This is a genomic window from Bradyrhizobium sp. SZCCHNRI3052 (assembly GCF_032484895.1).
Lineage (GTDB): Bacteria > Pseudomonadota > Alphaproteobacteria > Rhizobiales > Xanthobacteraceae > Bradyrhizobium.
In genome coordinates, this window is record NZ_JAUETW010000001.1 from 580,317 (window position 1) to 606,609 (window position 26,293).

Here is a 26,293-nt window from a genome sequence, read left to right on the forward strand (position 1 = left end):
GCGTGGTCGTCTTCGAACCCTCTCGAGGGAAGCGGCCGGCCAGACCCGAAACATGACTGTGCGCCGAACCGGGCCGGAAGCTAGGACGACTCCGCTCCACCCGTCAAGGACTAGTACGGGTTCCTAAACCAAACACTAAATATGGGGGAAAGTACGGGATAACCAGGGCGCGTGCCGGTATCGTGATGGCCGTAACTATCGGCGAGTCCTCGCGGATTCGAAACCGAAAAAATTTGTGCCGCAGGCTGTCCACAGGGCTTCGTCCCGCTGTTCACAGGGGCAGATTTATTCGCGTGCGAATGACGTGTTTCGCTTGCATCGGCGGGACTCACGGGCGCCTACGGAGCGTTCGCGGGGCAGGCATGCCCCACAATCCCTGGTGTGGCCGGGAAAACGCCGGCAAGCTCATCCTCCCACGGACGGCGCCGGTGATTCCATGACAGACAAGCCAGTGGCCAGCGGGCGGATCACGCCCGCCGGGCTGATGTTCCTCGCCATCACCTCGCTCGGCTGGGGCTTCAACTGGCCGGTCACCAAGCATCTGGTCGGCGTGCTGCCGCCGCTCACTCTGCGCGGCACCACCGGGGTGGTGGGCGCGCTGTTGTTGGCGCTGCTGGCCGTCATCCGCAGCCAGAGCCTCGCCGTGCCACGGGAGGTCTGGCCGCGGCTGATCCTGGCCGGGATGCTCAACGTCACCGCCTGGATGGTGCTGATGGGGCTGGCGCTGCTGTGGCTGCCGGCGAGCGAGGCTGCGCTGATCGCCTACACCATGCCGGTGTGGGCCTCGCTCTTGGCCTGGCCGATCCTCGGCGAGCGGCCGACGCTGTTGCGCGTGCTCGCGCTGGTGCTGGCGTTCGCCGGGCTGGCTTCGATCATGGGCAGCAACGGGCTCAACGCCAGCCGCGACAAGCTGCCGGGCATCCTGATGGTGCTCGGTGGCGCGTTCGGCTTCGCGCTCGGCACGGTCATGGCCAAGAAGCTCCCGATCAGGCTGCCGCCGCTGTCGGCGGCGGCCTGGCAGATCGGCATCGGCTGCGTGCCGATCGTGCTCGTGGGCTTCGCGGTCGAGCATTCCGACTGGACGAAGCTGGATCAGCTCGACTGGGCGCTGATGTTCTATTCCACCGTGATCCAGTTCTGCGTCGCCTATGTCGCCTGGTTCGCGGCGCTGTCGCGGCTGCCGGCGTCGGTGGCGGCGATCGGCACCATGGCGGTGCCGGTGATCGGCGTCCTGGCCTCCGCGATCGCGCTGCGCGAGCCGCTCGGGGCAGGGCAGGTGGCCGCGCTGGCCTTCACGCTGGCCGCGGTGGCGATGGCGACCCGCGGCTAGCGCCAGCCGGCCGCCGGCTTGCCGTCCAGCGCCCGCCGCACCATCTGCGCGAGCTCGGCGCGGCGATAGGGCTTGGTCAGCAGCAGCGCGTCCGGCACGAGCTGCCGATTCTCGACCATCTCATCGCCGGTATAGCCGGAGGTGTAGAGCACTGGGAGCGCGGGGCGCGTGGTCATGATGGTTTCGGCGAGCTGCCGGCCGCTGATGCCGCCGGGCATGATGACGTCGGTGAACAGCAGGTCGAAGGGCTGGTTCCGCGCGGCGATGGCCAGCGCCTCCGAGGCCTGCGAGGCGACGAGGGTGGTGTAGCCGAGGCCCTGCAACTGGGCGAGCACGAAGTCGCGCACCAGCGGATCGTCCTCGACCACCAGGATCGTCTCGCGGCCATGCGGCAGCGCCTGCTCGTGCTCCGTCTCGATCTGCTGCGTCGCCTGCGCCGCCGGCAGATAGAGCCGGATCGTCGTGCCGCGGTTCTGCTCGCTCTGAAGCTTGACGTGGCCGCCGGACTGCCTGACGAAGCCATAGACCATGCTGAGGCCGAGACCGGAGCCCTTGCCGGCATCCTTGGTGGTGAAGAACGGCTCGAAGGCGCGGTCCTTCACCTCCCGCGGCATGCCGCTGCCGGTGTCGCTGACCGCGACCATGACGTAGGAGCCGGGCACGATGCCGGGATTGGCCGCTGCATGGGCCGCGTCGAGCGTGGTCTTCGCCGTCTCCAGCAGCAGCCTGCCGCCATCGGGCATCGCATCGCGCGCGTTGATCGCCATGTTGACCAGCGCGTTCGCGAGCTGCGCGGAATCGACATGGGCGATGAGATCCTCGTCGGCGAGAACGGTCCTGATCTCGACCTGCTCGCCGAGGGTCGGCCGCAGCAGCTTGGCGATGTCCTCCACCGTGGCGTTGACGTCGATGTCGCGCGGACGCAGCGGCTGCTTGCGGGCGAAGGCGAGCAGATGCCGGATCAGCTCGGTGCAGCGATCGGTGGCCCTGCCGATCAGGGCTGCGAACTCGGCCGCCGCCGGCCGGTCCTGCACCGCGTCGATCAGGACCTCGATCGACCCGGTGATGATCGTCAGCATGTTGTTGAAGTCGTGCGCGACGCCGCCGGTGAGCTTGCCGATGGCATCGAGCTTCTGCGCCTGCTGCAGCAGGCGCTCGGTCTCGTGCACGTCGGTGACGTCGTGATACACCAGCGCGGCGCCACTGATCGCGCCTGCGGAATTGCGCAGCGGCCGCCCGCTGACCATCAGGCGAAACTGCGGCCGGCCGTCGGTCGGCTTGACCACGACCTCGCGGCGGTCGAACGACAGCCCGCACAAGGCGCGCGCGATCGGGAGCTCCTCGTCGACGATGCGGGTGACGGCGTCGCTCTCGTAGAACTGGTTGGCAGCCTGCATCTCGGCGAAGGTCTTGCCCACATTCGTTCCCAGGAAACGTCCCATCGCCTGGTTCGACAGCATGATCGTGCCTTCGGGATCGACGACGAGGACGCCCTCGGCCATGCTGTTGAAGGTGTTCGTGAGAATGGCGGAGAAGCGGCGCAGCTCGTCATAGGCGGCGGCGAGATCGCTGCGCTGCTGCACGGCCTGGGCTTCCAGCGAGGTCGCGGTCTCCCGTGACCGGGTGAGGGACGAGCGCAGCGCCCGGTCGGAAAGATGAGCGCGCCGGACGAGATAGGCCGACATCAGGAGCAGCAGGCCGACGCCGGCGAGGTCGATCGCCAGCAGCCAGGATCCGGTTCGTCGCGAGATCGTGGCGCGGTCCGCCAGCAGCCGGCGCTCCTCATCGGTAAAGGCGTCGAGCGCCTGGTTGATCGTCGTCATCGCCGCCGGACCGGCCGCGCTCGCCGCCAGCGCCTCCGGGCCGTCGCGATCGTTCGCCGCGTGGCGACGGATCAGCTCGCCGGCAAGCTGAATGCGCCGCTGCACGATGCCATAGATCGATCGCAGCCGCTCGCTCTGCGAGGAATTGTCCCGGACGAGCTCTCGCAGGTCCGCCCAGGCTGCAGGAATAAGTCCACTCGTCGCCTGAAACTCTGCGATGAACCGGTCGGCTCCGGACAATGCGAAGCCGCGCGAGGCGGCTTCTGACTGTCGCAGCAGGGCGCGGAGCTCGGAGGATTTCTCCAGCACCTCCATCGTGTGCTCGACCAGGGCGGTATCGTTGCGCGCCTTGATGTCCAGTCCCGTCGACGCGGCGCCGATCGCGAGCAGGGTTCCAAGGCCGAGCCCGATCACCACCCGCCGGCGGATCATCGGTGGCCTCCAATGGCGCGGGATGCCGTCGCGTCCTGCCAATTGCATGGGGTAGGTTTCCATTGGAATTTGTGGCGCCCAGCTCCGTGACGATCGCAGTTCCGATCTGCGCGATGGTCAAGTCAGGAGAAGTGAGCGCGCGTCTGCGCGTCCTCGGAAAAGGCGTTCTCGGCCAAGGCATCATCGGCCAAGGCGTCATCCACGGGGCCTGCCAGCGCCAGCCGCACCATCTTGGCGAGCTCCGACTTGCGATAGGGCTTGGTGAGCAGCAGCGCAGCCTGGTCGAGGCGACCGTGCTCGACCATCGCATTGTCGGTATAGCCGGACGTGTACAGCACCTTGGTGCCGGGCCGCTGCCGCAGCGCCTCCTCGGCGAGCTCCTTGCCGTTGACGCCGCCGGGCATGATGACGTCGGTGAACAGGAGATCGAAGCTCTGGCCGGAGTCGATCTTGGCCAGCGCCTCGACCCCGGTCGATGCGGTGATGGTCTTGTAGCCGAGGCTCTGCAACTGTGAGACGACGAAGTCCTGCACCAGTGGATCGTCCTCGACGATGAAGATCGTCTCCTCGCCGCGCGGCGGCGGGGGCTCGGGCCGAGCAGGGCTCGCAGCCTGTCCCTTGGGCACAGGGATGTAGAGCCGGATCGTGGTGCCCCGTCCTTCCTCGCTGTAGATCTTGATGTGGCCGCCGGATTGCTTGACGAAGCCGTAGACCATGCTGAGGCCGAGGCCGGAGCCCTTGCCGGCTTCCTTCGTCGTGAAGAAGGGTTCGAAGGCGCGGTCGCGGACCTCCGGCAACATGCCAGTACCCGTGTCGCTGACGGCGACCATGACATAGGGGCCGGGCGTCACGCCGGCGTTGGCTGAGGCATAGGCCTCATCGAGCTCCACCCTGCGCGATTCCAGCAGCAGCTTGCCGCCATTGGGCATCGCGTCGCGGGCGTTGATCGCCATGTTGACCAGCGAGTTGGCGAGCTGCGCCGAATCGATGTGCGTGATCAGCGTCTCCTCTTCGAGGATCGAGTTGATCTCGATCTGCTCGCCGAGGGTCGGACGCAGCAGCTTTGCGATGTCGAGAATCGTGCTGTTGACGTCGCTGTCGCGCGGATGCAGCGGCTGCTTGCGGGCGAAGGCGAGCAGATGCCGGATCAGCTCGGTGCAGCGGTCTGCCGCCTGTCCGATCAGCGCCGCGGTCGCCGCGGCGGCGGGGCGGTCCTTCACCTCGTCGGCCAGCGTTTCGATGGTGCCGGTAATGATCGTCAGCATGTTGTTGAAGTCGTGTGCGACGCCGCCGGTGAGCTTGCCGATCGCATCCAGCTTCTGCGCCTGCTGCAGCAGCCGCTCGGTCTCGTGCGCCGTGGTGATGTCGTGATAGACCATCGCCGCGCCGGTAATGCCGCCCGCGGCGTCGCGCAGCGGGCGGCCGGAGATCATCAGCCGCAGCGTCTCGTCCCGGTCGGGCCGGTAGACGATCAGCTCGCGGCGGTCGAAGCTCTCGCCCCGCAACGCTCGCGGCGTCGGCAGGTCGTGTGCTGCGACAGGCGTCACGCCGTCGCTTTCGTAGACGCGGAGGCGCGCGCGGACGTCGGCCAGATTCTTTTCCGGGCTGTAGCCGAGCAGATGTTCGACCGCGGGGTTCGAGAATACCACGGTGTCGGTGGCATCGATGACGAGCACGCCCTCTGCCATGCTGTTGAACGTGTTCTGCAGGATCTCGGCGGAATGGCGCAGCTTCTCATGGGCGGCGATCAGGTCGAGATGCTGTTGCTCGGCCTTTTCCGCCAGCGAGTTGGCCTCGGCTTCGGAGCGGACCAGCGACGCGCGCAGCGCACGATCGTGGAGATAGGTCCGCCGGATGAGGTAGAAGGCGATGATCAGCAGCAGCGCGAGACCGCACAGGTCGATCGTGAGCAGCAGCGATCCGGTGGATTTCGACGTCATCGAACGCTGCGTCAGCAGCTTGCGCTGATCGGCAACGAAACGGTCGAGATGGGCCGTGATCTCGCTCATGGTCGCCGGCCCTTCGGCGCGGCTTCTGAGGGCTTCGAGCCCCGCACGATCCGAGGCGGCGTGCAACCGGATCAGCTCCGCAGCGAGCTCGACCCTGCGGACAATCAGGGCTTCGGTCTCGGTCAGAAGCTTCAGCGGTTCGGGATTGTCGGCCACGGCGCGCCGCAGCTCGGCCATGGCGACCGGAATTCTCGTGCTGACATCGGCAAACTCCGTCCTGAACTGATCGTCACCGACGAGTGCGTAGCCGCGAGAGGTCGCTTCCGCTTCGCGTAGCAGCAGACGCAGATCGGAGGTCTTCTGCAGGATGTCGAGCGATGAATTCACCCAGGCCGCGTCGTGGCGCGACTTGATGTCGAGCGCCGTGGACGCGGCGCCGATCGCCAGCAGCGTTCCAAGACCGAGCCCCAATGCGAGGCGCTGATAGGTCATCTGCGTTTCTCAATCATCGACATGTCCGCCAGCTGGGCCGGGGATCATCGCGGCCAGCCCCATGCATCCGAGTTTCGATGCAGCTGCGTCCAAGCAGTGAAGATATGTCGGCAAGGCGCGCCTCCTTGTTCGAAGTTCTTGGCGCGTTCGCGGGCGGCAGGCCCAAGCCACTCACCCGCGGCGTTTGCATTGCGCGAGTTCCGCGAAAATCCATGTGTCCATCAACTGATATCAACCAAGCCTGCGAAGCGGCCAAACGGGCAGAATCACATGCTCAAACGATATTGGACCGAAACGGGCCGATCATCTGCACGTCGCGAGGCACATTTTGAAATATGGGCGAAAATCAGCCTGCAACGTGGCGCATTAGACACAGAACAAACAACAATACGGCACGAAAAAGGCGGCGAGCATAGGCTCGCCGCCCTCTGTTGTCGCAGCTACTATGTCAGACTCTTACGGACATGGATGGCGAAAGCCATCATAGCCGAGATAGGTTCCCGAAGCCGGATCATACGAGCGGTACCTGCGTGCGCAGTAGCTCGGGTCGACGCCTTCGGTTCCAACGATGGCGACAGGCGCGGAGTCGTCATAGTACGAGTAGTCGGAGTAATAGTCGGGCCCGTAATAATACGGATCGTTGTAGTAGGCATAGCTGCTGCCCAATCCGATCCCGACGCCAACGCCGACACCCGGCCAGAAGCCGCCGCCGCGGTGATGCCAGCCGCCACGGTGACCGCCCTGCCAGCCGCCGCCACTCCAATTGCCGCCGCTCCAGTTGCCGCGGCCGCCACCCGTGTTGACGGCGACGTTGGCGCCGGCCGCCGGACCGCGACCCGCCAGCGCTGCGCCGCCAACGGCTGCGCGTCCGGCGAAGCTGCCGCCGCTCATCCCGGCGCCACCCGGGCCGGCCGCAAAGCCGCCGCGTCCGCCGCCGCCGATCGCTCCGCCGCCGCCACCACCGATGGCCGCGCCACCGCCCCCGCCGATGGCGGCACCACCACCGCCGCCCGGACCACGACCGCCGCCGGGACCCTGGGCAAAGCTCGTCGTCGCTGCCGCCAGCGGCAGAATCAGCGCCACTGCCGCCGCAGTGCTCCATCTCTTCAGTCTGGTCATCGCTATCGCTCCATCAGGGGGGGAAAGTGACCTAACCGCAGGCCGCGGATGTCGTTCCCCGCCGCGAACCGATACATCGTCGCGGGCGGAGCGGTGCAACACTGGACAAGATGCGGGCGGGGTGGCATCAGAACCGGGACCTTCACAGAACCGGCCCCAAGCCCATGAAACAGTTCTTTCTCAAGCTCTTCACGTGGTGGAACGGCCAGACTTTCGGCACGCAATTGTGGACCTGGCGCTTCGGCGAGCTCGTGGGGCAGGACGCACAGGGCAACCGCTATTATCGGACTGCCGGCGGCAAGATCGACCCGGTGCTGCATTTCGAGCGGCGCTGGGTGATCTATAACGGACTGGCCGAAGCCAGCCGTATTCCGCCCGAATGGCACGGCTGGATGCATCATATGGTCGATGTGCCGCCGACTCAGGAGGGCTACAAGCCCCGCGAGTGGGAAAAGCCGCATGAGCCGAACCTGACGGGGACTGCGCTGGCGTATCGCCCGGCCGGCTCGACCTTGGGCAGCGGTCGCAGGCCAAAGGCCACCGGTGATTATCAGCCCTGGACTCCTGGCGGCTGATTCGATTTCGCTCGAGATGACCCGATCGGAAAAGGCCGCCCCGAGCTCTGGGCGGCCTCTTTACTGTCGGGAGCCTGCCAAGCCTGCGCTACGCCGGGTTGCTCCTGAGGGCGGCCGCCGCATGCTCCGCCGCCTCGATTCGCCGCTTCCGGAACGGTGCGATCCGCTCCAGCATGCGTGACACCACCTCGGGCGGCGCCGTGTCGGGGGATCCAGCGGTGAAAGGGGGCGCCGGATTGTATTCGAGTCTGAGCTGGATTGCCTCCGCCGTCTGACGATCGACCAACTGCGCCACCAGGGTCAGCGCGAAGTCGATGCCGGCCGTGACGCCGCCGCCGGTGATCCGGTTGCGGTCGATGCAGACGCGCTCGGTGCTGACGGTGGCCCCGAACAGCGGCAGGCACTCGCGCGCGCTCCAATGGGTCGCTGCGCGATAGCCATCCAGCAGGCCGGCGGCGCCGAGCGCGAGCGAGCCCGTGCACACCGAGGTGACGTACCTGGCTCGTTCGGCTTGGCGGCGGATGAAGCCGATGACCTCGGCGTCATCGAGGATGGCGTCGACGCCGAAGCCGCCGGGAATGCAGATCACGTCCGCCTGCGGACAGTCAGCGAAGGTGGTGGTCGGCATCAGTGTGAGGACCGAGTCGGTCGGAATCGGCTCGATCCTCTTCCACGCCAGATGCAGTGTCGCCCCCGGCACGCTGGAGAACACCTGCACCGGACCGGTGAGATCGAGCTGGGTCAGATGTGGAAACAGGACGAGAGCGATCGAGAGCGGTTGGGCCATGGCGGTGCTCGCAGGTGTGGTGCTTGACGGCGGGCATTCTGCATGGTCCGCTGGATGGCGCATATGCCAAAGTTCCCTCGTTTCCGGACGGGCTTGGGATTTCGCACTTGGGCTCACGGACTTGGGCTCACGGAGTCATCCACCATGATCGGCGTGCTCATCTACCCCGATTTTCAGTTGCTCGACGCCGCCGGACCGATCTCGGTGTTCGAGATCGCTTCGCGTTATGCGCGCGCCGCGCCATCGATCAGGGTCGTCGCCGCCACGCCCGGACCCGTGCGGTCGTCGTCAGGGGCCGAAATGCTGGCGCGGAAATTCGGTCCGGTGTCGGCGCTGACCACGCTGCTGATCGCCGGCGGCGAGGGCGTGGAAGCTGCGAGCCGCAACGCATGCACGCTGAACTTCGTTCGTAAGGTCGCGCAGCGGGGCACCCGGCTTGCCAGCATCTGTTCCGGCGCCTTCGTGCTGGCCGAAGCGGGCCTGCTGGACGGGCGGCGCGCGACCACGCATTGGCAGCGCACGCGGCAGTTCCTGCGAGCCTACCCCCAAGTGAAGCTCGAGCCTGACAGCATCTACGTCCGCGACGGCAATGTCTGGAGCTCGGCTGGGATCACTGCCGGCATCGATCTCGCACTCGCCATGGTCGCCGACGATCACGGCGAGGAGATCGCGCAGAAGACCGCACGTCAGCTCGTGCTGTATCATCGCCGCAGCGGCGGGCAGTCGCAGTTCTCCTCGCTGCTGGAGCTGAAGGCGCCGAGCGGCCGCTTCGCCGAGCTCCTGACCTGGGCGCGGGAGCATCTCGATGCGCCGCTGACGGTCGACGACCTTGCCGAGCGTGCCGGCATGAGCACGCGGCATTTCACCCGCGCCTTCGTGGCCGAGACCGGCACGACGCCGTCGAAGGCGATCGAGCGTCTCAGGCTGGAGGTGGCGCGCGATCGCGTGCAGGCTTCGCATCAGCCGATCGAGCTGGTGGCCGAGGCGACCGGCTTTCGCGATCCTGAGCGGATGCGCCGCGCCTTCATTCGCGCCTTCGGCCAGCCGCCGCAGGCCCTGCGGCGCGCGGCACGCCTCACCGCCTGACCTGGATCAGTGGACGAGCAGCCGCGGGCGACGATCCTCGATGGCAGTTGAGACAATTTAAAGTTGTGTGACATGCGCGAAGCGCGCATAGTACGCGCATTGCCACTTTGTCCATGGAGGATACGATGCGCGTATTTCTGTCCCTGATTTTGTTTGCTGCTGCCGCGGTCGGCAGTGTCGACAGCGCTTTTGCGGCAAAAGCCGAAGTCACCGGAATGTGCGTCTGCAAGAAAGGCGGCAGCACGATCGAGACCTATAGCGAGACGATCTGCGTGAAGAACGATCATGCGGGCTGCACATCCGCGAAGGTCGCCTGCGTGAATGCCTATGCCGCCACCTGCAGCGGCAAGGGCGGCACGATTTCACAGTCGACCAACAAGTGCAAAGTCGGCGCCAAGTGCTGAGCGGCGAACTCAGCCGTTCGACCTGGACGTTCTGAACGTCTGAGGCGCAAGAAGTCCCGCGCGACGGACATCGGCGCATGTCCGTCCGCGTGTTGGCATCGGCAGGTGTGAGACCTATAGTCCGCCCCGCGAAACCGAGGGGTAGACGAGGCGCGATGCGTGTCACCATCATCACCGGCAGCGGGGCCGGCATCGGCGCTGCGGTGGCGCGCCGCGTGGCCGCACCGGGGCAGGCCTTGATGCTGCACGGGCAGGGGGCTGACGAAGCAGGTCTCGCGCGTCTGCGGGACGTCGCCGCGGCGTGCCGGGAGGCCGGCGCCGAAGCCGAGTTTCATTGCGGCGATCTGGTCAGGCAGGGCGTTGCCACCGAGCTGGCGGCTGCGGCACGAACGCGGTTCGGCCGGATCGACGCGGTGGTGCATGCTGCCGGCTTTGCCGACCGCCGCAGCTTTCGCGATCTGCCGCGCGACGGGCTCGACCGCTCACTCGCAGTGATGCCCGCGGCATTTCATGAGCTCGCCAGCGCCGCGCTCCCTGACCTCGTGCAGAGCACCCATGCGCGCGTGGTCGCGATCTCCAGCTTCGTCGCGCACCGCTTCGTGCCGGGCGGCACCTTCCCGGCCTCGGCCGCCGCCAAGGCGGCGCTGGAGGCGCTGGTGAAATGCCTCGCCATCGAGCTGGCTGCGTGCGGCGGCACCGCGAATGTCGTCGTGCCCGGCTATACGCGCAAGGATGCGGGACGGCTCGGCTCGCTCGATCCGGCCGCGTGGCAGACGGCGGCGGCGGCCAATCCGCAACAGCGCCTCGCCGAGCCCGACGACATCGCCGCGGCCGTGACCTTCCTGCTGTCGAAAGACGCCGGCCACGTCACCGGCGCGGTGCTGCCGGTCGATGGCGGCCTGACCCTGATGTAAGCAGCAGATGGATCGAGAGACGATGGAGCGTATGCAGCAGACAGCCGACGTGGTCGTGCTGGGAGCGGGGATCGTCGGCGTCTCCTCCGCCTACGCCATCCGGGAGCGCGGGCTCTCGGTGGTGCTGGTCGACCGCAAGGCGCCGGGCGAGGAGACATCGTACGGCAATGCCGGCATTCTCTCCTCCGGTTCGATCCTTCCGCTCAACAAGCCCTCGCTGTTCAAGGCCCTGCCGTCCTATCTCGGCAACAAGAGCGCGGCGCTGCGCTGGGATCCGGCATGGACGCTGCGCAATGTCGAATGGGTGCTGCGCTTTCTCGCCAATGCCGTGGAGTCCCGCGTCAAGCCGCGCGCCACCGCGCTGCATGGCCTGATCGGCGCGTCGCTGAAACTGCATCGCGACTGGATCGTTCGCGCCGGCGAGCCGCAGCGGATCCGCGAGACCGGCTGGCTCAAGGCGTGGCGCAGCGACGCTGTCGGAGCGGCCAAGGCGGAGCAGGCTCTCCTGGCCGAATACGGCATCAAGAGCGAGCTGCTCGACCGCCAGGGCATTTCCGCGCTCGAGCCTAATATGCTGCCGGTCTACAAAGTGGGACTGCTGCATAGCCAGACCGCGTCGGTCGACTCGCCCGGCAATGTGACGAAAGCCTACGCGCGGATGTTCGAGGGCGCGGGCGGCGTGCTGCGGCAGTCCGAGATCAGGGCGGTGCTGTCCGACGGGGACGGCTGGCGTGTCGTGCTCGGCGACGGCGAGATTCGCGCCCGTCATGTCGTGGTTGCGCTCGGTCCCTGGTCGCCGGACATTCTCAGGTCGCTCGGCTACCGGGTGCCGATGGCGTTCGAGCGCGGCTATCACCAGGAGTTCACGCCCAATCCGGAGCGCATGCTGTACCGTCCGATCCACGACGCCGAGGGCAGCTTCCTGATGACGCCGATGGAGAACGGCGTGCGCGTCACCTCCGGCGTCGAGCTGACCGATCGCGATGCGCCGTCGAATTTCGCCCAGCTCGAGCAGGTGGTCCCGCTGGCGCGCGGCGTGGTCGAGTTCGGCGAGGCCGTGGCCCAGCCATGGCGCGGCGCGCGGCCGACCTTGCCGGATTCGCTGCCGATGATCGGGCCGGCGCCGCGCCATTCCGGCCTGTGGCTTGCATTCGGCAATCAGCATATCGGCTTCACCACGGGGCCGGCCACGGGCGCGGCGATCGCCGCGATGATCACGGGCGAGGCGCCGTCGTTCGACGTCTCCGCCTTTGCTCCGAGCCGGTATCTGTGAGGGGCCGCGACCGCGTCACGCCGGAGCTGCGATGAACTATACCTGGGATTTCGCCATCCTCGCCAAGTACAGCCATCTGTTCTGGCTGGGGCTCGGCTGGACCATGGCGTACACGCTCGGCACCATCCTGCTCGGCTCGGTGATCGGGCTCGTCGTCGGCATCGTCAGGCTGCGCCGTCCGGTCGTGATCGACTGGCTGTTGATCGGCTATATCGAGCTGTTCCGCTGCACCCCGCTGCTGGTGCAGATCATCTGGTTCTATTACGCGTTCCCGGTGGTGATCGGCGTCAACATTCCGGCGCATGTCGCCGCGGTCACCGTGCTGTCGCTCTACGCCGGGGCGTTCTATGCCGAGATCGTGCGCGGCAGCATCGAGAGCGTGCCACGCGGGCAATGGGATGCGGCGCGCGCGCTCGGCCTGCGTCCGTGGCGGATGATGCGGCTCGTGATCCTGCCACAGGCCTTGAAGCCGATGCTGGCGCCCTACGTCAACCAGTCGGTGACGCAGTTGAAGAACACCTCGCTGGTGTCGGTGATCGCAGTGCCCGATCTCGTCTACAACGCGACGCTGATCAACGCCGACACCTATCGGCCGCTCGAGGTCTACACCATCATCGCGCTGATCTATTTCGCGATCCTGTTTCCGGCGACGCTCCTGGGCCGCCGCTTCGAGCGCGGCATGACGTACGACAAGGCGTGAGGCGATACATCATCGAATGCCTCCGTCATTGCGAGCGACGCGAAGCAATCCAGGGCGGCACGAACGGTCCTGGATTGCTTCGTCGCTGCGCTCCTCGCAATGACGCTGGGAGAGAGCGTGGCTTCGCTTAGATATTCACCTCGACCGGCACGTCCTCGGCCTTGACGCCGGCCAGCCCCAGGCCCTTGACGAACCATTCGCGCATCTGGCCGATGCCGCGGTTGTAGTCGATCCACACCGCGAGGAAGTCGCGCCAGCGCTTGTCGGCCTCGCGGCGCACGCCCATGCTGGAGGGGATCGCGACCGAGGGCGACTGCAGGATCTTGTAGGAGCCGAGATTGGGGTTCTTGGCGATTGCGGTGAGGCCCAGGATCAGGGCGTTGACGACGACGTCGACGCGGCCCGAGGCCATCTCCAGCATCACTTCGTCGCGCGACTTGAGCGACTTGATCGTGGCGTTGGGAGCAAAGCGCCGCGCCACCGCCTCGTTGGCCGAGCCGACGTCGACGGCGATCTTCACTTCCGGCTTGTTGATGTCGGCCCAGGTCTTCGCTTCCATGCCCTTCTTCAGCATGGCGCCGAACGGATGCGGGAACACCGTGCCGCAGAAGTCGATGACCAGCGCGCGCTGCGGCGTCGGGTTGAGGGCGAAGCCGAGATCGATCTTGCCGGCCTGCAGGTCGAGCACCGAATTGCCGTAGGTCGACTCGACATATTCGAGCTTCACGTCGAGCAGCTTGGCGATGTCGTTGGCCATCTCGATCGAGAAGCCCGACCAGGTGCCGGTGGCAAGATCCTTGTTGAAATAGGGCAGCTCGCCCGGCAGCACGGCGATGCGCAGCACCTTGTTGGCGCGGACGCGGTCGAGCGTGTTGTCGGCCGCTTGCGCCGAGGCGGGCGTCGTCGTCATGGCGGACGCAAGCGCGGCACCGGAGCCGATGGCGAGCGCGTAGCGCAGCGCATCGCGGCGGTCTTCGGAAATTTTCTGATCGTCTGACGTGGTCACATAATCCTCCTGCACCAACAGGCACGGAGCGTAGCGCCGGCCTTGCACGCCAGCAACAACCATGTCGGCCTTGATAGTAAGCGGCTCGCCGTCGTGTCATGCCGGAACGGCCGCATGCCGTTGCTGCTCTGCCTCATTCCGATGCAGGATTGATCAAGCCGTGATCGGTCCCGCCCGATGGAAGCGGCCTTGGACGCAGGCGCTCGGCGAGCGGGCGCAACAGTTGCGGCGCAAGGTGGATCGGGAACTGGCTCATCGCGAAATACAGCCAGGTGGTGCCGGGGATCGCGCCCTCGGTCGCCGCGAGCATCAGCCCCATGTTGCGTAGCGACACCATCATGCCGAGCGCCATCGCGCGTTCGCGCCCCGCGCCGCGAAACAGCAGCATCGTGGTACCAAGCAACAGGAAGAACACGGTGAAGGCGAGCAGCGCCAGTCCCAGCATGCGGAACGGGCTGGCGGCCAGGTCGGCCAGGAAATGGGCCATGATGGCGGACGCGAACACGAACAGGATGAGGACGTTGACGCCGTCGATCGGCGCGCGGTGGCGGCGGATCGTCGCGATGCCGAGGGCAAGGCGGATCGCGGCGGCCGCCGCCAGGGCGCCCGCAAGGATGGCGGCGAGCTTCAGCCCGAGCGCGGCCGGAGACAGTGACAATGTCTCACCCAAAAACACATAGGCGAACAGCGGCGCCGTCAGCGGCACCAGCGCGGTCGAGGTCACCAGCGTGATGAGAACCAGCGTCGCGTCGAGCCCCATCAGCGCGGCGAGTGCGGGCGAGGCCATCATCGGCGAGGCCGTCCCCTGCAGCATCAGCGCGAGATACAGGTCGGGCGCGGTGGCATCGACGCCGGCGATGCGTCCAATCGTGCCGACCAGCGTCGGCACGGCGATCGTGGTCCATGCGGTCGCGGCCACCACCAGCAGCGGGCGGCGCAGATGCGCTGTTAGCATCGCGACGTCGACGCGCATGAAGGAGATGCAGAGCAGCAGGAAGATCGCCTGTGTGACGTAGGGCCGCGCCAGCTCGCCCAGCGGCGGCACGGCGATTGCCGCCAGCAGAACCGCGACGATGGCGCGGGTGCCCTGATTGCCGAGCCAGCTCAGGGCCTGCAGAGGAAAAGCGAGAGGCCCGAAGGACGGCATCTTCATTCCGAACGATGGGAATCAATGAACGCGCGAACCATGCGTCGGCCGCGCGTTCATGCAAAGTCACATCTGGTTACGGACGATGTCGGCGCCTGCGCATCACTGCGCGCTGGAGCCGCCGACCACGATCTTCTCGTTGAGCTTGAAGTCGACCGTCTGCACCGTCTGCTCGATGTCGGGGTTGGGCATGCCGAGCTGCTGCGAGATCAGCTTCACCAGAAGGTCGACGCGTTCGATGAACGGCGCGCCCGCGGCGACGGCGCGCGCGGCCGACGACGGCTTGAGCAGGCTCTCGGCCGCCTTGGCGTATTTCTCGAACGGCACCTGGTCGCTCGGATCGGCGCCGAGCTTGCGGGCGATGGCATCGACATGCTCGTAGATCGATTTCGACTGGGCGAGATTGCTATGCACGGCATCGCGGATCGCCTGCGGTTCACCGCGGGTGATGCAGCGGTAGTTGCCGGTGAGCAGCATCGACCACTTCGCCAGCGGCACGAACAGCGAGTCGAACACCTTCAGCTTCACGGGCACGTCCTGGCCGTCGAGCCTGACCGCGTCGATGTCGCGCTCCAGCTCGCGGAGCAACGCGTTGTGCGTCTCGTCCTCGAACGCGGCGGCCTTGAAGTTGGTCGGCAGGCCGACATGCAGCACGTTGGCGGCTTCCTCCGGCGGACGGAAGGCCTGCGGATCCGGCGAGCACAGCGTGACCAGCCCGGGCGTGAAGCGTTCCCACACCGCGGGATTGGTGTAGGCCTCGTCGAGGTCGACGTTGGCGAGCGCCGGGATGCGCTTGAGATAGGGCAGCGGCGGCATGTTCATGATCGAGAGGCACGGCAGCTTGGCCTCGGCGATCTTCACCATCAGCACGCGAATGGTGTGGTTGGTGTACTGCGGCTCCTGCATCGCAAGACCGACCAGGTCGTAGCGCGACAGGTCGACGCTATCGGGCGTGGCCGCGTCGAGCTTGCCCGGCAGGTCGCGCGAGAAGATCGAGCGATGCGCCGGCTCGTCGCGCAGCTTGATGCGGACTTCCGTGCCGTCGCGGTTGATCAGCTCGGCTGTCTTCTTGCGGCAGACCAGCGTCACGTTGTGGCCGGCCATCAGCAGCTTGGTGCCGAGGAGGGAGCCATAGGAGGCCCCGAGAATCAGAATGTTGCGTGCCATACCTTGGTCGTCCCCAGAGATCGGTTCGAGATTTTGCGTTCGCGTTTCTTGTTGGCGATCCAGCCGTACCGACGAGTCCGTCAGGCGTCCGGCAGGAGCGGACGGATGCGGTAACCCATTGCCTCGGTTGCTGGCATACCAGAGCTTTCATCCCACGGAATGCGCCGTCTGGCAAGGTGCAGCGCACTCGTGCGGCATCCGGCGCGTGTCACGGTGGGGCTATCCGAGCGCAGATCGACCGTGCGCTTGGAGCTCGGCCGTTCAGCTCAGCGCCATATAGCGCCCCGGCTTGTGGTTGATCGCGATGATGACGTTGACGATCACGATGCCGAGGATCGACAGCGCCAGCCGGTTCACGGGGATGACGAAGAATGCGGCGATCATGATGAGGAAATCGACGGCGAGCTGGAAATAGCCGGCGCGGATCTTCCAGTGCTCCTGCAGATACAGCGCCAGAATGTTGATCCCGCCAAGCCCGGTGCGATGCCGGAACAGCATCAACAGGCCGGTCCCGGTCAGGCCGGCGCCGATTACGGTGGCATAGATCGGATCGATATGGCTGATGTCGATCCATGACGTCGTCAGCCGTGAGAACAGGGCGACGAGCCCGACCGCGACAAAGGTGCGGATCGTGAACGGCCAGCCCATGCGCCGGACGGCCAACGCATAGAACGGCAGATTGATCAGGAAGAAGCTGACGCCGAAACCATAGCCGCTGATGTAGCTCAACAGCAGCGACAGACCGGCGGTGCTGCCGACCAGCAGCACCGTCTTGCTGTAGATCAGCATGCCGAGCGACACGAACAGCGTGCCCAGCGTCAGCGCCATCGCGTCCTCGTAGAGCTTGTGCCGCTCCTGAGCGACGATCTCTGTCACGGCCTTGATCCTTGCAGGCGATGTTTCAAAGCGACTTGAACAGGCCGGCAACGCGCGCGACGTCGGCGAGCTTCAGGCCTGCAATGTTGATGCGGCCCGAGGTCGGCATGTACACGCCGTGCTTTTCGCGCAAAGTCATGACCTCGGCCGGCGTCACCGGCAGCAGCGAGAACATGCCTTCCTGGACGCCGATCGCGATCGTGTTGGACCAGCGCCCGCCGAGCGCCTCGGCAAAAGAGCGGCGCAGCGCGGCGAGGCGCTGGCGCATCGTCTCGAGCTCGCTGCTCCAGTCGGCATAGAGGTCCGGCGTGTCGAGAATCGTCTTGACGATCGCCGAGCCATGGTCGGGCGGCATCGAATAGCTGGTGCGGGCGATGGAGACGAGATTGGAGCGCGCGGTCTCGGCTGCGGCCTGTGCCGAGGCGACGGCGTAGAGCGCGCCGGTCCGCTCGCGGTAGAGTCCGAAGGACTTCGAGCAGGACACCGCCAGCAGCGCCTCGGGCACGGCCGCGACCATTGCCCGCAGGCCGGCGGCATCGCCCTCGAGACCGGCGCCAAAACCCTGATAAGCGGAGTCGATCAGCGGCACGAGGCCACGCGCGGCCATCACGGCGGTGATGCGCGCAAAGTCCTCGGTGCTGAGCGGGGCGCCGGTCGGGTTGTGGCAGGAGGCGTGGATCAGGACGGCGTCGCCGGGCGCGGCGCGCTGCAGCGCCTCCAGCATGCGGTCGAACTGCAGCGTCTGCGACGGAACGTCGAAGTAGGGATAGGTCTCGACCTCGAGCCCCGCCGCGGCGAAGATGCCGGCGTGGTTGGGCCAGCTCGGCAGTCCGAGCCAGATCTTGCCGGTGCCGGCCTGGCGGATCAAATCGGCGGCGAGGCGGAGCGCACCCGAGCCGCCCGGGGTCTGCACGCCTGCGGCATGGACCGAGGGCGCGGGGCCGCCGACGAGCGACCACAACAGGTCGAGGAAGAGCTGGTCGCCTTCCGGCGCCACATAGCTCTTGCTGTCCTGGCTCTCCCAGATGATGCGCTCCGCAGCTTTCACAGCGCGGAAGATCGGCGAATGGCCGGCCTCGTCGCGATACACGCCGACGCCGAGATCGACCTTGTCGGCTCTCGGGTCAGCCTTGAAGATGCCGATCAGAGCGAGCAGGGGATCCTCGGGCTGGCGGGTCAAGCGGTCGAACATCGGGGCGATCCTATTGGAGGAGGGGCCTGCCAGACGGCCATAAGCCGTCCTTGCGGGCGACGGGACACTATCTCGGTTGCAGCGCAAGAACAGCGGACATTTCGGCGATGCTCCGCTTCGTTCGCTGCATGGGCGGCCGTTGCGCCCTCAGAACTTGCCGTGGCCCGCCTGAGCGAACTGAGCGACAAGCGTCAGCGACTGCCTTCTGAGCCAGAACGGGGCTCGGGAGCCGGATGTGGGGACTCGTTGCGGATCTTGCGCGCGCGCCTGGCGGCAAGCTGTGAGCGAACCCTGCCATCGACTTTGCGGCCTGTCGCACGTTGCCATTTCCGAAGCTCGGCCGCGGTCAGGATCACTTTCACGATCCGCTCGTCCGGGCGACTGCCGATCGTGTCGATGACCTCCTGAGCGCTGGCCAGCCATTCTTCATAAGTGTCGTGCAGATCCGGGCAGATCCGCCTGATGTCCTCCCACTCTTCGGGCTGGAACCAAGCCAGCGCAATCTCCAGAGTTGGCTCCATGTTTATCCTGCTCACCTGTCCGCTCTGAATGATATCTCAAGCTCGCGGAGGCCCGAAGGTCTGACGCCTTCCGGCGAGTCAGATGCGCGGCTTGGGCGCGGGCACCCGGTCGGAGTCGCCGGAGTTCGGTTCGCCCTTGGGTTCGATCAGGAGCACCTTGACCTCCTTGGCCGCGCGCGGCCGGTGGACGACCCCTTTGGGGACGACGAACAACTCGCCGGCCTTCACCGTCCGCGACGGCTGCCCCTGAATGTCCATCTCCATCTCGCCTTCCAGGACCAGGAAGAAGTCATCCGTCGTGTCATGCTTGTGGAACGGGAATTCTCCCATGAACTTCACGACCATCACGTCATTATCGTTGTAGTCCGCGACCACGTGCGGGTCCCAATGGCCTGAGAATTGGCTCAGCTTGTCGGCGAGGTTCACGGTCTTCATGTGGGAGTCTCCTGCTGCGAGGAATGAAATGTGAGCTGTCCAGTCGTCCCGGCCGGCTTGCGCGGGATGTAGCTGCTGCTCGAGCGCGAGCAAGCCGATCTCACACGCGACGACTTCGGCCGCATGTGAGCACGACCCGCGAACTCGCGGGTCGGTGCGTTCTGAGCTCAGCGCGGTAACGCTCAGATGCCGCCGGGCCGGTCGAGCTGCTTCAGCCAGGCGCCGATGTCGCGTGCGGCGACATTGGCCTGGTCGAGCAGCTTGCCCATCGTAAAGAAGCCGTGGAATTGGCCGGGATGGTTGCGATGCGTCACCGGCACGCCGGCCTCGCGCAAGCGGCGCGCGTAGTCGTCGCCCTCGTCGCGCAGCGGATCGGCGCCGGCCGTGAGCACATAGGCGGGCGGTAGCCCGGCTAGGGTTTCCGCCTTCGCCGGGGAGGCCCGCCAATCGTGGATGTCGGCGGCACTGTTGAGATAATGGTCGCGAAACCAGCGGATCACCGAATGCGTCAGCAGCACGCTGGTCTCGGGCTCGCTGTGCGAGGGATGGCTCATCGAAAAGTCGGTGGCCGGATAGATCAGCACCTGGCCTGAGAGCTTCGGGCCCTTGCCGTCACGCGCCAAGAGCGCGACGACGGCGGCGAGATTGCCGCCGGCGGAATCGCCGCCGACGCTGAGCCTGGCGGCATCGATGCCGAGCGCGGCGGCATTGTCGGCGATCCATCGTATGGCCGCGGCGGCGTCGTCGACCGCGGCCGGAAACTTGTGCTCGGGCGCGAGGCGGTAGTCGACCGAGATCACGATCAGTTCGCCTTCGTGCGCCAGCGCGCGGCAGACCACGTCATGCGACTCCAGATTGCCGATCACCCAGCCGCCGCCGTGATAGAACACCAATCCTGGTGCAAGACCGTTGTTCTGCCGCACCGTCCTTGGCCGATAGAGCCGTGCCGGGATTGTGCCATGCGGGGCAGGGATGGCGAGGTCCTTGACGTCCGCAAGCTCGGGCGGCTCGGGATTGCTCACGACGCGCGCGGCCAGATAGTAGTCCCGCGCCTCCTGTGGTGTCAGCGTCTCATAGGCCGGCCGACCGGCCTCCTGAAATGCTTTGTAGACGGCAGCGGCATCGGCATCGAGTTGCACGGGCATTGCAAAAACCTGTCGGGTTGAAAGACGGTCAAGTTGAAGGGACGTCAGGCGGCGGTGCGGCCGCCATCGACGGTGTAGGCCGCGCCGGAGACGTAGCTGGCATCGTCGGAGGCGAGGAAGGCGACGATCGAGGCGACCTCCGCGCCCTGGCCGAGCCGGCGCGCGGGGACGCGATCGACCACCTTGTCGGCCGGAACCGCGGCGCCGCTGCGCCCTTCGATGATCGCGCTCAGCATGCGGCTCTCGATCAGCCCGGGGCAGATGCAGTTCACACGGACATTGGTGCCGGTGCACTCCCAGGACGCGCTCTTGGTCAGGCCGATGACCGCGTGCTTGCTGGCGCTGTAGACGGCGATCTGCGGCGAGCCGATCAGGCCTGCGATCGAGGCGGTGTTGATGATCGAGCCGCGGTTCTGCTTCAGCATCACCGGCAGCACGTGCTTGAGGCCGAGGAAGACGCCGACGACGTTGACGTCGAGCACGCGACGGAACGCCTCCAGCGGATATGCGGTGATCGGCTTGATCTCGCCTTCGATGCCGGCATTGTTGAAGAACACGTCGATGGTGCCGAACCGATCGCACGCTTGTCGCACATAAGCCGCGACCTGGTCCTCGTTGGTGACGTCGGCGGCCACGGCGAGCGCCTCGGCGCTCGCCGGCAGGGCGGCCGTCGCGGCGGCGAGATCGGCCTCGCGCCGGTCCACGGCGACGATGCGGGCCCCGCGCGCGGCCAGCAGCCGCATGGTCGCGGCGCCGATGACGCCGGCCGCGCCGGTAACGACGGCCACTCGGCCGTCGAGACGGATCGAATCAGACATCGATTTCCTTCCCTTTGGCGCCGGTTCCGATCCGGCTCTTGATCACGACTATCTCATTGGAAGAACCGGCTGACCAGCACGCGGAGTGCTGGCAGCTCGCCCTTCCCCCGCCGTATTCGACATGTTAACGGGAGGGCTGATCGAGAGCGGCGGATGGGTCATGACGCGATTTGATTGTCCCGAACCCCGATTCGCCTGATAAAGCCGCGCGAGATGCACCGAACAATCGTCCTGACCGGTATCGCGGCATTGCTGGCCGCCACATCCCTCACGCTGTCCGTGCCGGCGCGCGCGCAGATCGGTACCATTTTCTCCGATCCCGTTCCGCGCCCGCCGGGCAACATTCCGCGCCGTGGCGAGCCGATTCCGCCTCCTGAGGAAGAGGAGGAGATCCCGGAGCTGCCGCAGGGCCGGGTGCTGCCGGCGCCAACCCGTCCGCCGCCAGGGCAGGGCGCCGCCCTGCCGGGTCCGGTCCAATCCCAGCCGCTGGCGCCGCCGCCGGGAACGACGATCCTGCCACAGAACAATCCTCCGGTTGCGGCCGTGCCGCCACCCGGCCAGCCGGGGGCTGCGCCTGGTCAGCGGCAGGCCCCGCCACGCGGCGCACCCCAGAATGCAGCGATCCCGCCGAACGGCGCGGTACCGCAGACCCCGGCCACCATCCAGCCGGGCGACGAGGTCGTGACCGAACCGCCGGCGCAGAAGATCGTCAACAAGAAGGCGAGCTTCTCCGGGCTCGACAAGATCACCGGCCGCATCATCAATTTCGACGAGGATATCGGCGAGACCGTGCAGTTCGGGGCGCTCCGGGTAAAGACCGACGCCTGCTACACGAGGCCAGCCACCGAGGCCGCCAACACCGACGCGTTCGTGCAGGTCGACGAGATCACCTTGCAGGGCGAGGTGAAGCGCATCTTCTCGGGCTGGATGTTCGCGGCCAGCCCCGGTCTGCACGGCGTCGAGCACCCGATCTACGACATCTGGCTGGTTGACTGCAAAGAGCCGCAGACCACGGTCGTCAGCGCCGCCGCGCCGGATCAGAAGCCGGCCGCGGCGCCGCAGCCTGCGCAAAAGCGTCCGCCGCAGCAGCGGCAGGCGGCGCCCAGGCCGCCATCGCCGCCGCAGCAGAATCAGACCCAGCAGGTGCCGCCACCACCGCCGCCGCCCCAGGCGGGTGGACCGTTCGGCGGAGTGTTCAGATAACCTCGCTCAGCCGCGCGCTGCGATGATCGCGAGTGCCTCGGTGCCCGAGATCGGCCGATCAACCGCCAGCCTGGCGAAATTGGCGGCCGGCCCCCTCAGGGCCTTTTCGAGCAGCACGGTGTAGCGCCGGCGCGGGATCTCAACGGCGCCGAAGGTCTTGAGGTGCTCGGTGACGTATTGGGTGTCGAGCAGCTCGAAGCCCCCGGCGATCAGCCGCGCGACGAGATGCACGAGCGCGACCTTCGAGGCGTCGCGGGTGCGGTGAAACATGCTCTCGCCGAAGAAGGCGCGGCCCAGGCTGACGCCGTAGAGGCCGCCCACCAGCTCGCCATCCTGCCAGCATTCGACGCTGTGGCAATGGCCGAGCGCGTGGAGGCCGCTGTAGAGCTCGCGGATACGCCTGTTGATCCAGGTGTCCTCGCGGCCAGGCTGCGGCTCGGCGCAGCCATCCATCACCGCCTTGAACGCCTGGTTCACGGTCACGGCGAAGGCGTCCGACCGGACCGTACGCGCAAGGCGCGAGGCGACGCGAAAGCCGTCGAGCGGAATGACGCCGCGCAGCTCCGGCTCGACCCAGAACAAGGTCGGGTCGTCGGCACTTTCGGCCATCGGGAAGATGCCGCAGGCATAGGCACGCAGCAGGACCTCGGGCGTAATCTCGGACGCTGCAGAGTCGCGCGTATTCATGGGATCAGCATAGCAGGCCGATGCCGGGCGCGCGATGGTTGCGTGCCGGCTGCGTCGGCTCAGCCGACCGCGGCAGCCGCGGGCTTGGGAGCATCTTTTTCGAGGCGGAAGCGGACCACGATCCTGGTGCCGGCATGGCTCGGATCGGGGCCGACGGTGGCGTCGAGCTTGGTCGCCATGGCGCTGACGATGCGCTGGCCCATTCCGGTCGAGCGCGGATCGCTGGTTGCGTTGAGGCCGACGCCGTTGTCGGCGATCGACAGCACGATGTCCTCACCTGCAAGCTTCAGCTCGACATGGATCGGGCCCGGCCCATCGGGGTAGGCGTATTTGACCGCGTTCATGACCAGCTCGTTGACGACGATGCCGATCGCGACCGCGCGATCCGGGTCGATCTCGACCGGCTCCGCCTTCAGGGTCAGCCGCGACATCCGGTTGCCCTCCGCCGAGCGGCGCAGGTCGTCGAGCAGCGAATCCAGATACTGGTTGAGCAGCACGCTCTTGAGATCCTGAGACGTGTAGAGGCGGCGATGCACCTGCGCCACGGCGGCGACGCGGCCCATTGCATTGGTGAGCGCGGCCTTGACGTCGTCCTGGGTGCTGGAGTTGGCCTGAAGATGCAGCAGCGAGGCGATGATCTGCAGCGAATTGCCGACGCGGTGATTGACCTCGCGCAGCAGGACCTCGCGCTCGGCCGCCAGCGCCGCGTAGCGGTCGCGTGACGCCCGCACTTCCGCCTCCGCCTCGTCGCGGGCCTTCTGCAGCCGGGCCTGGCGCACCGCGCCTTCGGCCGCGACCTGCAGCAGGGGAATGAACTCCCCCTGCACGTCCTTGACCAGGTAGTCCGCCGCGCCGGCCTTCAGGGCCGTGACCGCGATCTTGGAATCCTGTGAGGCGGTGACGAACACCACCGGCGGCGGTTCGGGCAGCGCCATGATGCGCTCCAGCGTCTCGAGTCCGTCGAAGCCTGGCATGTACTGGTCGAGCGCCACGACGTCGATGCCGCCGCGCTCCAGCCGTTGCAAGCCCGCGCTGCCGTCGGCGGCGTGTTCCACCGTGAAGCCCAATCGCTTGAGCCCGCGCTCGACCAGCCGCGCCAGCGCTGCGTCGTCGTCGATATAGAGCAGCGTGGGGGCGGCGGAGCTCATGCGGCGGGCGGAACCTGGATGACGGAGAAGAACAGGCCGAGTTGGCGAATGGCGTTGGCGAAGCTTTCGTAGTTGACCGGCTTGGTGATGTAGACGTTGCAGCCGAGTTCGTAGCAGCGCTTGATCTCCTGCGAGTCGTCGGTCGTGGTGAGGATGACCACGGGCGCGCTCTTCAGGAAACTGTTCTGCTTGACCATCTTGAGGATGTCGATGCCGGTCATGTCCGGCAGGTTCAGGTCGAGCAGGATCAGCAATGCGTGCCCCTTGTGATCGAGGCCGGTGCCGTCAGCACCCAGCAGATACTTCACGGCATCTGTACCATTGGTGAACGGCTTGATCTCGTTGTTGACGCCGGACCGTCGGATGTTGCGCTCGATCAGGCGGGCGTGGCCTTCGTCGTCCTCGATCATGATGATCGTCACGGGCATGGTCATCGGTCTGAGTTCCGGTTTGAGGCGTTCCAGTTGATCGGGAGCGTGATGGTGAACGTGCTGCCCTGGTCGAGTTCCGACGCAACCGACATGGTTCCGCCGAGCCGGCGCACCAGCGCGCGGACATGCGCCAATCCAATCCCCTGACCCGGACGGTCCTGGGTCCCGGCGCGGCGGAACAGATCAAAGATACGTTGATGATCCCTGGGATCAATCCCCCGGCCGTTGTCCGTAACCTCGAAGATGGCAAAACCGAGCTTGGTACGGGCGCGAATGGCGATGTCGCCGGGAACGCCCGGCTTGAGATATTTGATGGCGTTGTCGATCAGGTTGGAGAAGATCTGCTCCAGCGCCAGGCGGTCGCTGACGATGGCCGGCAACGGTTCCACGCGGATGGTGGTGTCGGTTTCCGCAGCCTGATGCGCAAGCGTCGAGACGATGCCCTCGATCAGCTCGCGGGTATCGATCCGCACCGGCACGAACTCGCGGCGGCCCTCGCGGGTCAGGTTGAGGATGGCCGTGATCAGCCGGTCCATCTTGGCGATCGAGGATTTGATGAAGCCGAGCGCCTCGCTGAAATCCTCCGACAGCTGCTGGTCGGCGCCTTCGAGCTCGGGCTCGGCGCCTTCCGCCGGCGGCGGCGCGTCGGAGGCCGCCCGCGCCAGCGTCGCGATCCGCCGGAAGATGTCGTTGCGCAGCTCGTCGAGCTCGCTGGTGAAGCCCATGATGTTGACGAGCGGCGAGCGCAGGTCGTGGCTCACGATATAGGCGAAGCGCTGGATCTCCTCATTGGCCTCGCGCAGGTCCGCGGTGCGCTCGTCGACGGTGGCTTCGAGGTTGAGGTTGCTCTCGCGCAGCCTGGCCTCGGCCTCGTCGCGCGCGCTGGCCGAGCGGCGCACAAGGAGCACCGAGATGATCGCGAGCAGGACGACCAGGGCCGAGCCAGTCACCGTCACGACGGTCGCCAGCTGCTGGCTGCGGTCGGCATTGGCGGTGCGCAGCACGAACAGCCGCTCTTCCTCCAGCCGCATGCGATTGGCGAGATCGCGGATGTTGATGCTGGTGTTGCCGGAAGCGGCGCTCCGCACGAGCGCGGCGGCGGCGGCGAGGTCACCCTGCGCGGCCAGGTCCTTCTCGCGCCTGAATTGGCCGAGGCGGGTGTCGATTTCGGCGCGGACCTGGCGGAGCAGCTCGACCTGGGCAGGATTGTCGGCCACGAGTGTTCCGAGCTTGTCGAGCACCGGCGCGATCGCGGTGACGGCGGCGTCGTGATCGGTCAGAAACGTATTGTCCTGGGTCAGCAGGTAGGCGCGGGCGCCGCTCTCGGCCCGGCGGACCTCGAGCAGCAGCGCGTTGATCTGGTTCTCCGCCTCGATGGTGTGCACCACCCAGGCGTTGTCTTTGCGGGCCTTGTTGACGAGCAGCACCGAGGCCGTGCTGACGACGACCAGCACCAGGAATCCCGCCGACAGCAGCAGGATTTGTCCCAGCGTGCGCCTTTGTCCAATCTCAGGCGCCACCGCTCACTCGCATGCCAATTGAAATACCTGCCCCCTCAGCGGAACCGCCGAAAGAGCAGAACGCAGTGCGGGCTGAAGGGTTCCGGCGCGTCGTTGGAATTTTGCGGTTGGCC

At 66.6% G+C, this 26,293-nt stretch carries 25 protein-coding genes; 8 read left to right on the forward strand and 17 right to left on the reverse strand.

The features are described from left to right. The first annotated feature begins 436 nt into the window (after nucleotides 1-436). Nucleotides 437-1,330: a DMT family transporter gene (locus QW887_RS02750; protein ID WP_315826846.1), complete on the forward strand. Its 894-nt coding sequence runs from the start codon at nucleotides 437-439 to the stop codon at nucleotides 1,328-1,330. Here QW887_RS02750 and QW887_RS02755 read toward each other — a convergent pair. The 3 genes from QW887_RS02755 to QW887_RS02765 form a co-directional block, all read right to left on the reverse strand. Further along, complete coding sequence (locus QW887_RS02755; protein WP_316194151.1) at nucleotides 1,327-3,585, reverse strand: CHASE3 domain-containing protein; 2,259 nt, start codon at nucleotides 3,583-3,585, stop codon at nucleotides 1,327-1,329. The genes QW887_RS02750 and QW887_RS02755 overlap by 4 nt on opposite strands. 122 nt (nucleotides 3,586-3,707) lie before the next feature. Further along, nucleotides 3,708-6,026, reverse strand: a complete 2,319-nt coding sequence (locus QW887_RS02760; RefSeq protein WP_315826848.1) for a CHASE3 domain-containing protein — start codon at nucleotides 6,024-6,026, stop codon at nucleotides 3,708-3,710. A gap of 456 nt (nucleotides 6,027-6,482) precedes the next feature. Next, nucleotides 6,483-7,145, reverse strand: a complete 663-nt coding sequence (locus QW887_RS02765) for a BA14K family protein (RefSeq protein ID WP_315712240.1) — start codon at nucleotides 7,143-7,145, stop codon at nucleotides 6,483-6,485. 164 nt (nucleotides 7,146-7,309) lie between these two features. Between QW887_RS02765 and QW887_RS02770 the strand changes: the two genes are divergently transcribed. Continuing rightward, a complete protein-coding gene (locus QW887_RS02770; protein WP_315712239.1) occupies nucleotides 7,310-7,720 on the forward strand; it encodes an NADH:ubiquinone oxidoreductase subunit NDUFA12 in 411 nt (136 codons plus the stop codon). An 88-nt stretch (nucleotides 7,721-7,808) separates the two neighbouring features. Here the strand turns inward: QW887_RS02770 and QW887_RS02775 are convergent, their stop codons facing one another. Next, complete coding sequence (locus tag QW887_RS02775; RefSeq protein ID WP_315712238.1) at nucleotides 7,809-8,507, reverse strand: DJ-1/PfpI family protein; 699 nt, start codon at nucleotides 8,505-8,507, stop codon at nucleotides 7,809-7,811. A gap of 144 nt (nucleotides 8,508-8,651) precedes the next feature. On the opposite strand from QW887_RS02775, the gene QW887_RS02780 reads away from it, so the two are divergent. From QW887_RS02780 to QW887_RS02800, 5 genes are all read left to right on the forward strand, one after another. Beyond that, nucleotides 8,652-9,593: a GlxA family transcriptional regulator gene (locus QW887_RS02780; RefSeq protein ID WP_315712236.1), complete on the forward strand. Its 942-nt coding sequence runs from the start codon at nucleotides 8,652-8,654 to the stop codon at nucleotides 9,591-9,593. Between the two features lie 113 nt (nucleotides 9,594-9,706). Continuing rightward, nucleotides 9,707-9,997, forward strand: a complete 291-nt coding sequence (locus QW887_RS02785) for a hypothetical protein (protein ID WP_315751711.1) — start codon at nucleotides 9,707-9,709, stop codon at nucleotides 9,995-9,997. Between the two features lie 155 nt (nucleotides 9,998-10,152). Beyond that, entirely contained in the window at nucleotides 10,153-10,911 is a 759-nt protein-coding gene (locus tag QW887_RS02790; RefSeq protein WP_315712231.1) for an SDR family NAD(P)-dependent oxidoreductase, read from the forward strand. 22 nt (nucleotides 10,912-10,933) lie between these two features. Next, on the forward strand, nucleotides 10,934-12,184 hold the full coding sequence (locus QW887_RS02795) for an FAD-binding oxidoreductase (RefSeq protein ID WP_315712229.1): 1,251 nt from the start codon (nucleotides 10,934-10,936) through the stop codon (nucleotides 12,182-12,184). A 31-nt stretch (nucleotides 12,185-12,215) separates the two neighbouring features. Then, on the forward strand, nucleotides 12,216-12,884 hold the full coding sequence (locus QW887_RS02800) for an amino acid ABC transporter permease (protein ID WP_315712227.1): 669 nt from the start codon (nucleotides 12,216-12,218) through the stop codon (nucleotides 12,882-12,884). A gap of 127 nt (nucleotides 12,885-13,011) precedes the next feature. Here QW887_RS02800 and QW887_RS02805 read toward each other — a convergent pair whose 3' ends face one another. The 9 genes from QW887_RS02805 to QW887_RS02845 all read right to left on the reverse strand — a co-directional run bounded on the left by QW887_RS02805 (nucleotide 13,012) and on the right by QW887_RS02845 (nucleotide 21,191). Beyond that, on the reverse strand, nucleotides 13,012-13,890 hold the full coding sequence (locus tag QW887_RS02805) for a transporter substrate-binding domain-containing protein (RefSeq protein ID WP_315712225.1): 879 nt from the start codon (nucleotides 13,888-13,890) through the stop codon (nucleotides 13,012-13,014). Nucleotides 13,891-14,023: 133 nt separating this feature from the next. Then, nucleotides 14,024-15,037, reverse strand: a complete 1,014-nt coding sequence (locus QW887_RS02810) for a Na+-dependent transporter (protein WP_315712223.1) — start codon at nucleotides 15,035-15,037, stop codon at nucleotides 14,024-14,026. Nucleotides 15,038-15,139: 102 nt separating this feature from the next. After that, on the reverse strand, nucleotides 15,140-16,204 hold the full coding sequence (locus QW887_RS02815) for a ketopantoate reductase family protein (RefSeq protein WP_315712221.1): 1,065 nt from the start codon (nucleotides 16,202-16,204) through the stop codon (nucleotides 15,140-15,142). Between the two features lie 261 nt (nucleotides 16,205-16,465). Then, nucleotides 16,466-17,080, reverse strand: coding sequence for a YitT family protein (locus tag QW887_RS02820; protein ID WP_315712219.1), 615 nt, complete (start codon nucleotides 17,078-17,080; stop codon nucleotides 16,466-16,468). A gap of 25 nt (nucleotides 17,081-17,105) precedes the next feature. Next, nucleotides 17,106-18,272, reverse strand: a complete 1,167-nt coding sequence (locus tag QW887_RS02825; protein ID WP_316192620.1) for an amino acid aminotransferase — start codon at nucleotides 18,270-18,272, stop codon at nucleotides 17,106-17,108. A 191-nt stretch (nucleotides 18,273-18,463) separates the two neighbouring features. Next, nucleotides 18,464-18,793, reverse strand: a complete 330-nt coding sequence (locus tag QW887_RS02830; RefSeq protein ID WP_315826857.1) for a hypothetical protein — start codon at nucleotides 18,791-18,793, stop codon at nucleotides 18,464-18,466. Nucleotides 18,794-18,871: 78 nt separating this feature from the next. Then, nucleotides 18,872-19,228 carry a cupin domain-containing protein gene (locus tag QW887_RS02835; RefSeq protein ID WP_315712213.1) on the reverse strand — a complete coding sequence of 119 codons (357 nt, stop codon included), beginning with the start codon at nucleotides 19,226-19,228 and terminating at the stop codon, nucleotides 18,872-18,874. A gap of 182 nt (nucleotides 19,229-19,410) precedes the next feature. Beyond that, entirely contained in the window at nucleotides 19,411-20,373 is a 963-nt protein-coding gene (locus QW887_RS02840; protein ID WP_315751704.1) for an alpha/beta hydrolase, read from the reverse strand. 44 nt (nucleotides 20,374-20,417) lie between these two features. Continuing rightward, on the reverse strand, nucleotides 20,418-21,191 hold the full coding sequence (locus tag QW887_RS02845) for an SDR family oxidoreductase (RefSeq protein WP_315751703.1): 774 nt from the start codon (nucleotides 21,189-21,191) through the stop codon (nucleotides 20,418-20,420). A gap of 213 nt (nucleotides 21,192-21,404) precedes the next feature. On the opposite strand from QW887_RS02845, the gene QW887_RS02850 reads away from it, so the two are divergent. After that, nucleotides 21,405-22,394 carry a DUF2155 domain-containing protein gene (locus QW887_RS02850; RefSeq protein WP_316164753.1) on the forward strand — a complete coding sequence of 330 codons (990 nt, stop codon included), beginning with the start codon at nucleotides 21,405-21,407 and terminating at the stop codon, nucleotides 22,392-22,394. A 6-nt stretch (nucleotides 22,395-22,400) separates the two neighbouring features. Here QW887_RS02850 and aat read toward each other — a convergent pair whose 3' ends face one another. The 4 genes from aat to QW887_RS02870 are packed head-to-tail and all read right to left on the reverse strand — an operon-like array spanning nucleotide 22,401 to nucleotide 26,180. Further along, entirely contained in the window at nucleotides 22,401-23,081 is a 681-nt protein-coding gene (gene aat / locus QW887_RS02855; protein ID WP_316194152.1) for a leucyl/phenylalanyl-tRNA--protein transferase, read from the reverse strand. A gap of 59 nt (nucleotides 23,082-23,140) precedes the next feature. Next, nucleotides 23,141-24,229 carry a sensor histidine kinase gene (locus QW887_RS02860; protein WP_315712206.1) on the reverse strand — a complete coding sequence of 363 codons (1,089 nt, stop codon included), beginning with the start codon at nucleotides 24,227-24,229 and terminating at the stop codon, nucleotides 23,141-23,143. After that, the gene (locus QW887_RS02865; protein ID WP_172109443.1) at nucleotides 24,226-24,663 is read right to left on the reverse strand and encodes a response regulator; all 438 of its coding nucleotides are present in this window, start codon (nucleotides 24,661-24,663) and stop codon (nucleotides 24,226-24,228) included. Before QW887_RS02865 ends, QW887_RS02860 begins: the two co-directional genes overlap by 4 nt. Beyond that, nucleotides 24,660-26,180: a sensor histidine kinase gene (locus QW887_RS02870; RefSeq protein WP_316194153.1), complete on the reverse strand. Its 1,521-nt coding sequence runs from the start codon at nucleotides 26,178-26,180 to the stop codon at nucleotides 24,660-24,662. The genes QW887_RS02865 and QW887_RS02870 overlap by 4 nt, the downstream gene beginning before the upstream one ends. Between the last annotated feature and the right edge of the window lie 113 nt (nucleotides 26,181-26,293).

Bases quoted from the DNA above. Each gene is read 5' to 3' on its own strand.
- QW887_RS02815 (WP_315712221.1), bottom strand. From the start codon at position 16,204: ATGGCACGCAACATTCTGATTCTCGGGGCCTCCTATGGCTCCCTCCTC.
- QW887_RS02840 (WP_315751704.1), bottom strand. From the start codon at position 20,373: ATGCCCGTGCAACTCGATGCCGATGCCGCTGCCGTCTACAAAGCATTT.
- QW887_RS02775 (WP_315712238.1), bottom strand. From the start codon at position 8,507: ATGGCCCAACCGCTCTCGATCGCTCTCGTCCTGTTTCCACATCTGACC.
- QW887_RS02825 (WP_316192620.1), bottom strand. From the start codon at position 18,272: ATGTTCGACCGCTTGACCCGCCAGCCCGAGGATCCCCTGCTCGCTCTG.
- QW887_RS02750 (WP_315826846.1), top strand. From the start codon at position 437: ATGACAGACAAGCCAGTGGCCAGCGGGCGGATCACGCCCGCCGGGCTG.
- QW887_RS02845 (WP_315751703.1), bottom strand. From the start codon at position 21,191: ATGTCTGATTCGATCCGTCTCGACGGCCGAGTGGCCGTCGTTACCGGC.
- aat (WP_316194152.1), bottom strand. From the start codon at position 23,081: ATGAATACGCGCGACTCTGCAGCGTCCGAGATTACGCCCGAGGTCCTG.
- QW887_RS02835 (WP_315712213.1), bottom strand. From the start codon at position 19,228: ATGAAGACCGTGAACCTCGCCGACAAGCTGAGCCAATTCTCAGGCCAT.
- QW887_RS02780 (WP_315712236.1), top strand. From the start codon at position 8,652: ATGATCGGCGTGCTCATCTACCCCGATTTTCAGTTGCTCGACGCCGCC.
- QW887_RS02830 (WP_315826857.1), bottom strand. From the start codon at position 18,793: ATGGAGCCAACTCTGGAGATTGCGCTGGCTTGGTTCCAGCCCGAAGAG.
- QW887_RS02850 (WP_316164753.1), top strand. From the start codon at position 21,405: ATGCACCGAACAATCGTCCTGACCGGTATCGCGGCATTGCTGGCCGCC.
- QW887_RS02785 (WP_315751711.1), top strand. From the start codon at position 9,707: ATGGAGGATACGATGCGCGTATTTCTGTCCCTGATTTTGTTTGCTGCT.
- QW887_RS02800 (WP_315712227.1), top strand. From the start codon at position 12,216: ATGAACTATACCTGGGATTTCGCCATCCTCGCCAAGTACAGCCATCTG.
- QW887_RS02860 (WP_315712206.1), bottom strand. From the start codon at position 24,229: ATGAGCTCCGCCGCCCCCACGCTGCTCTATATCGACGACGACGCAGCG.
- QW887_RS02770 (WP_315712239.1), top strand. From the start codon at position 7,310: ATGAAACAGTTCTTTCTCAAGCTCTTCACGTGGTGGAACGGCCAGACT.
- QW887_RS02790 (WP_315712231.1), top strand. From the start codon at position 10,153: ATGCGTGTCACCATCATCACCGGCAGCGGGGCCGGCATCGGCGCTGCG.
- QW887_RS02760 (WP_315826848.1), bottom strand. From the start codon at position 6,026: ATGACCTATCAGCGCCTCGCATTGGGGCTCGGTCTTGGAACGCTGCTG.
- QW887_RS02765 (WP_315712240.1), bottom strand. From the start codon at position 7,145: ATGACCAGACTGAAGAGATGGAGCACTGCGGCGGCAGTGGCGCTGATT.
- QW887_RS02795 (WP_315712229.1), top strand. From the start codon at position 10,934: ATGGAGCGTATGCAGCAGACAGCCGACGTGGTCGTGCTGGGAGCGGGG.
- QW887_RS02810 (WP_315712223.1), bottom strand. From the start codon at position 15,037: ATGCCGTCCTTCGGGCCTCTCGCTTTTCCTCTGCAGGCCCTGAGCTGG.
- QW887_RS02755 (WP_316194151.1), bottom strand. From the start codon at position 3,585: ATGATCCGCCGGCGGGTGGTGATCGGGCTCGGCCTTGGAACCCTGCTC.
- QW887_RS02865 (WP_172109443.1), bottom strand. From the start codon at position 24,663: ATGACCATGCCCGTGACGATCATCATGATCGAGGACGACGAAGGCCAC.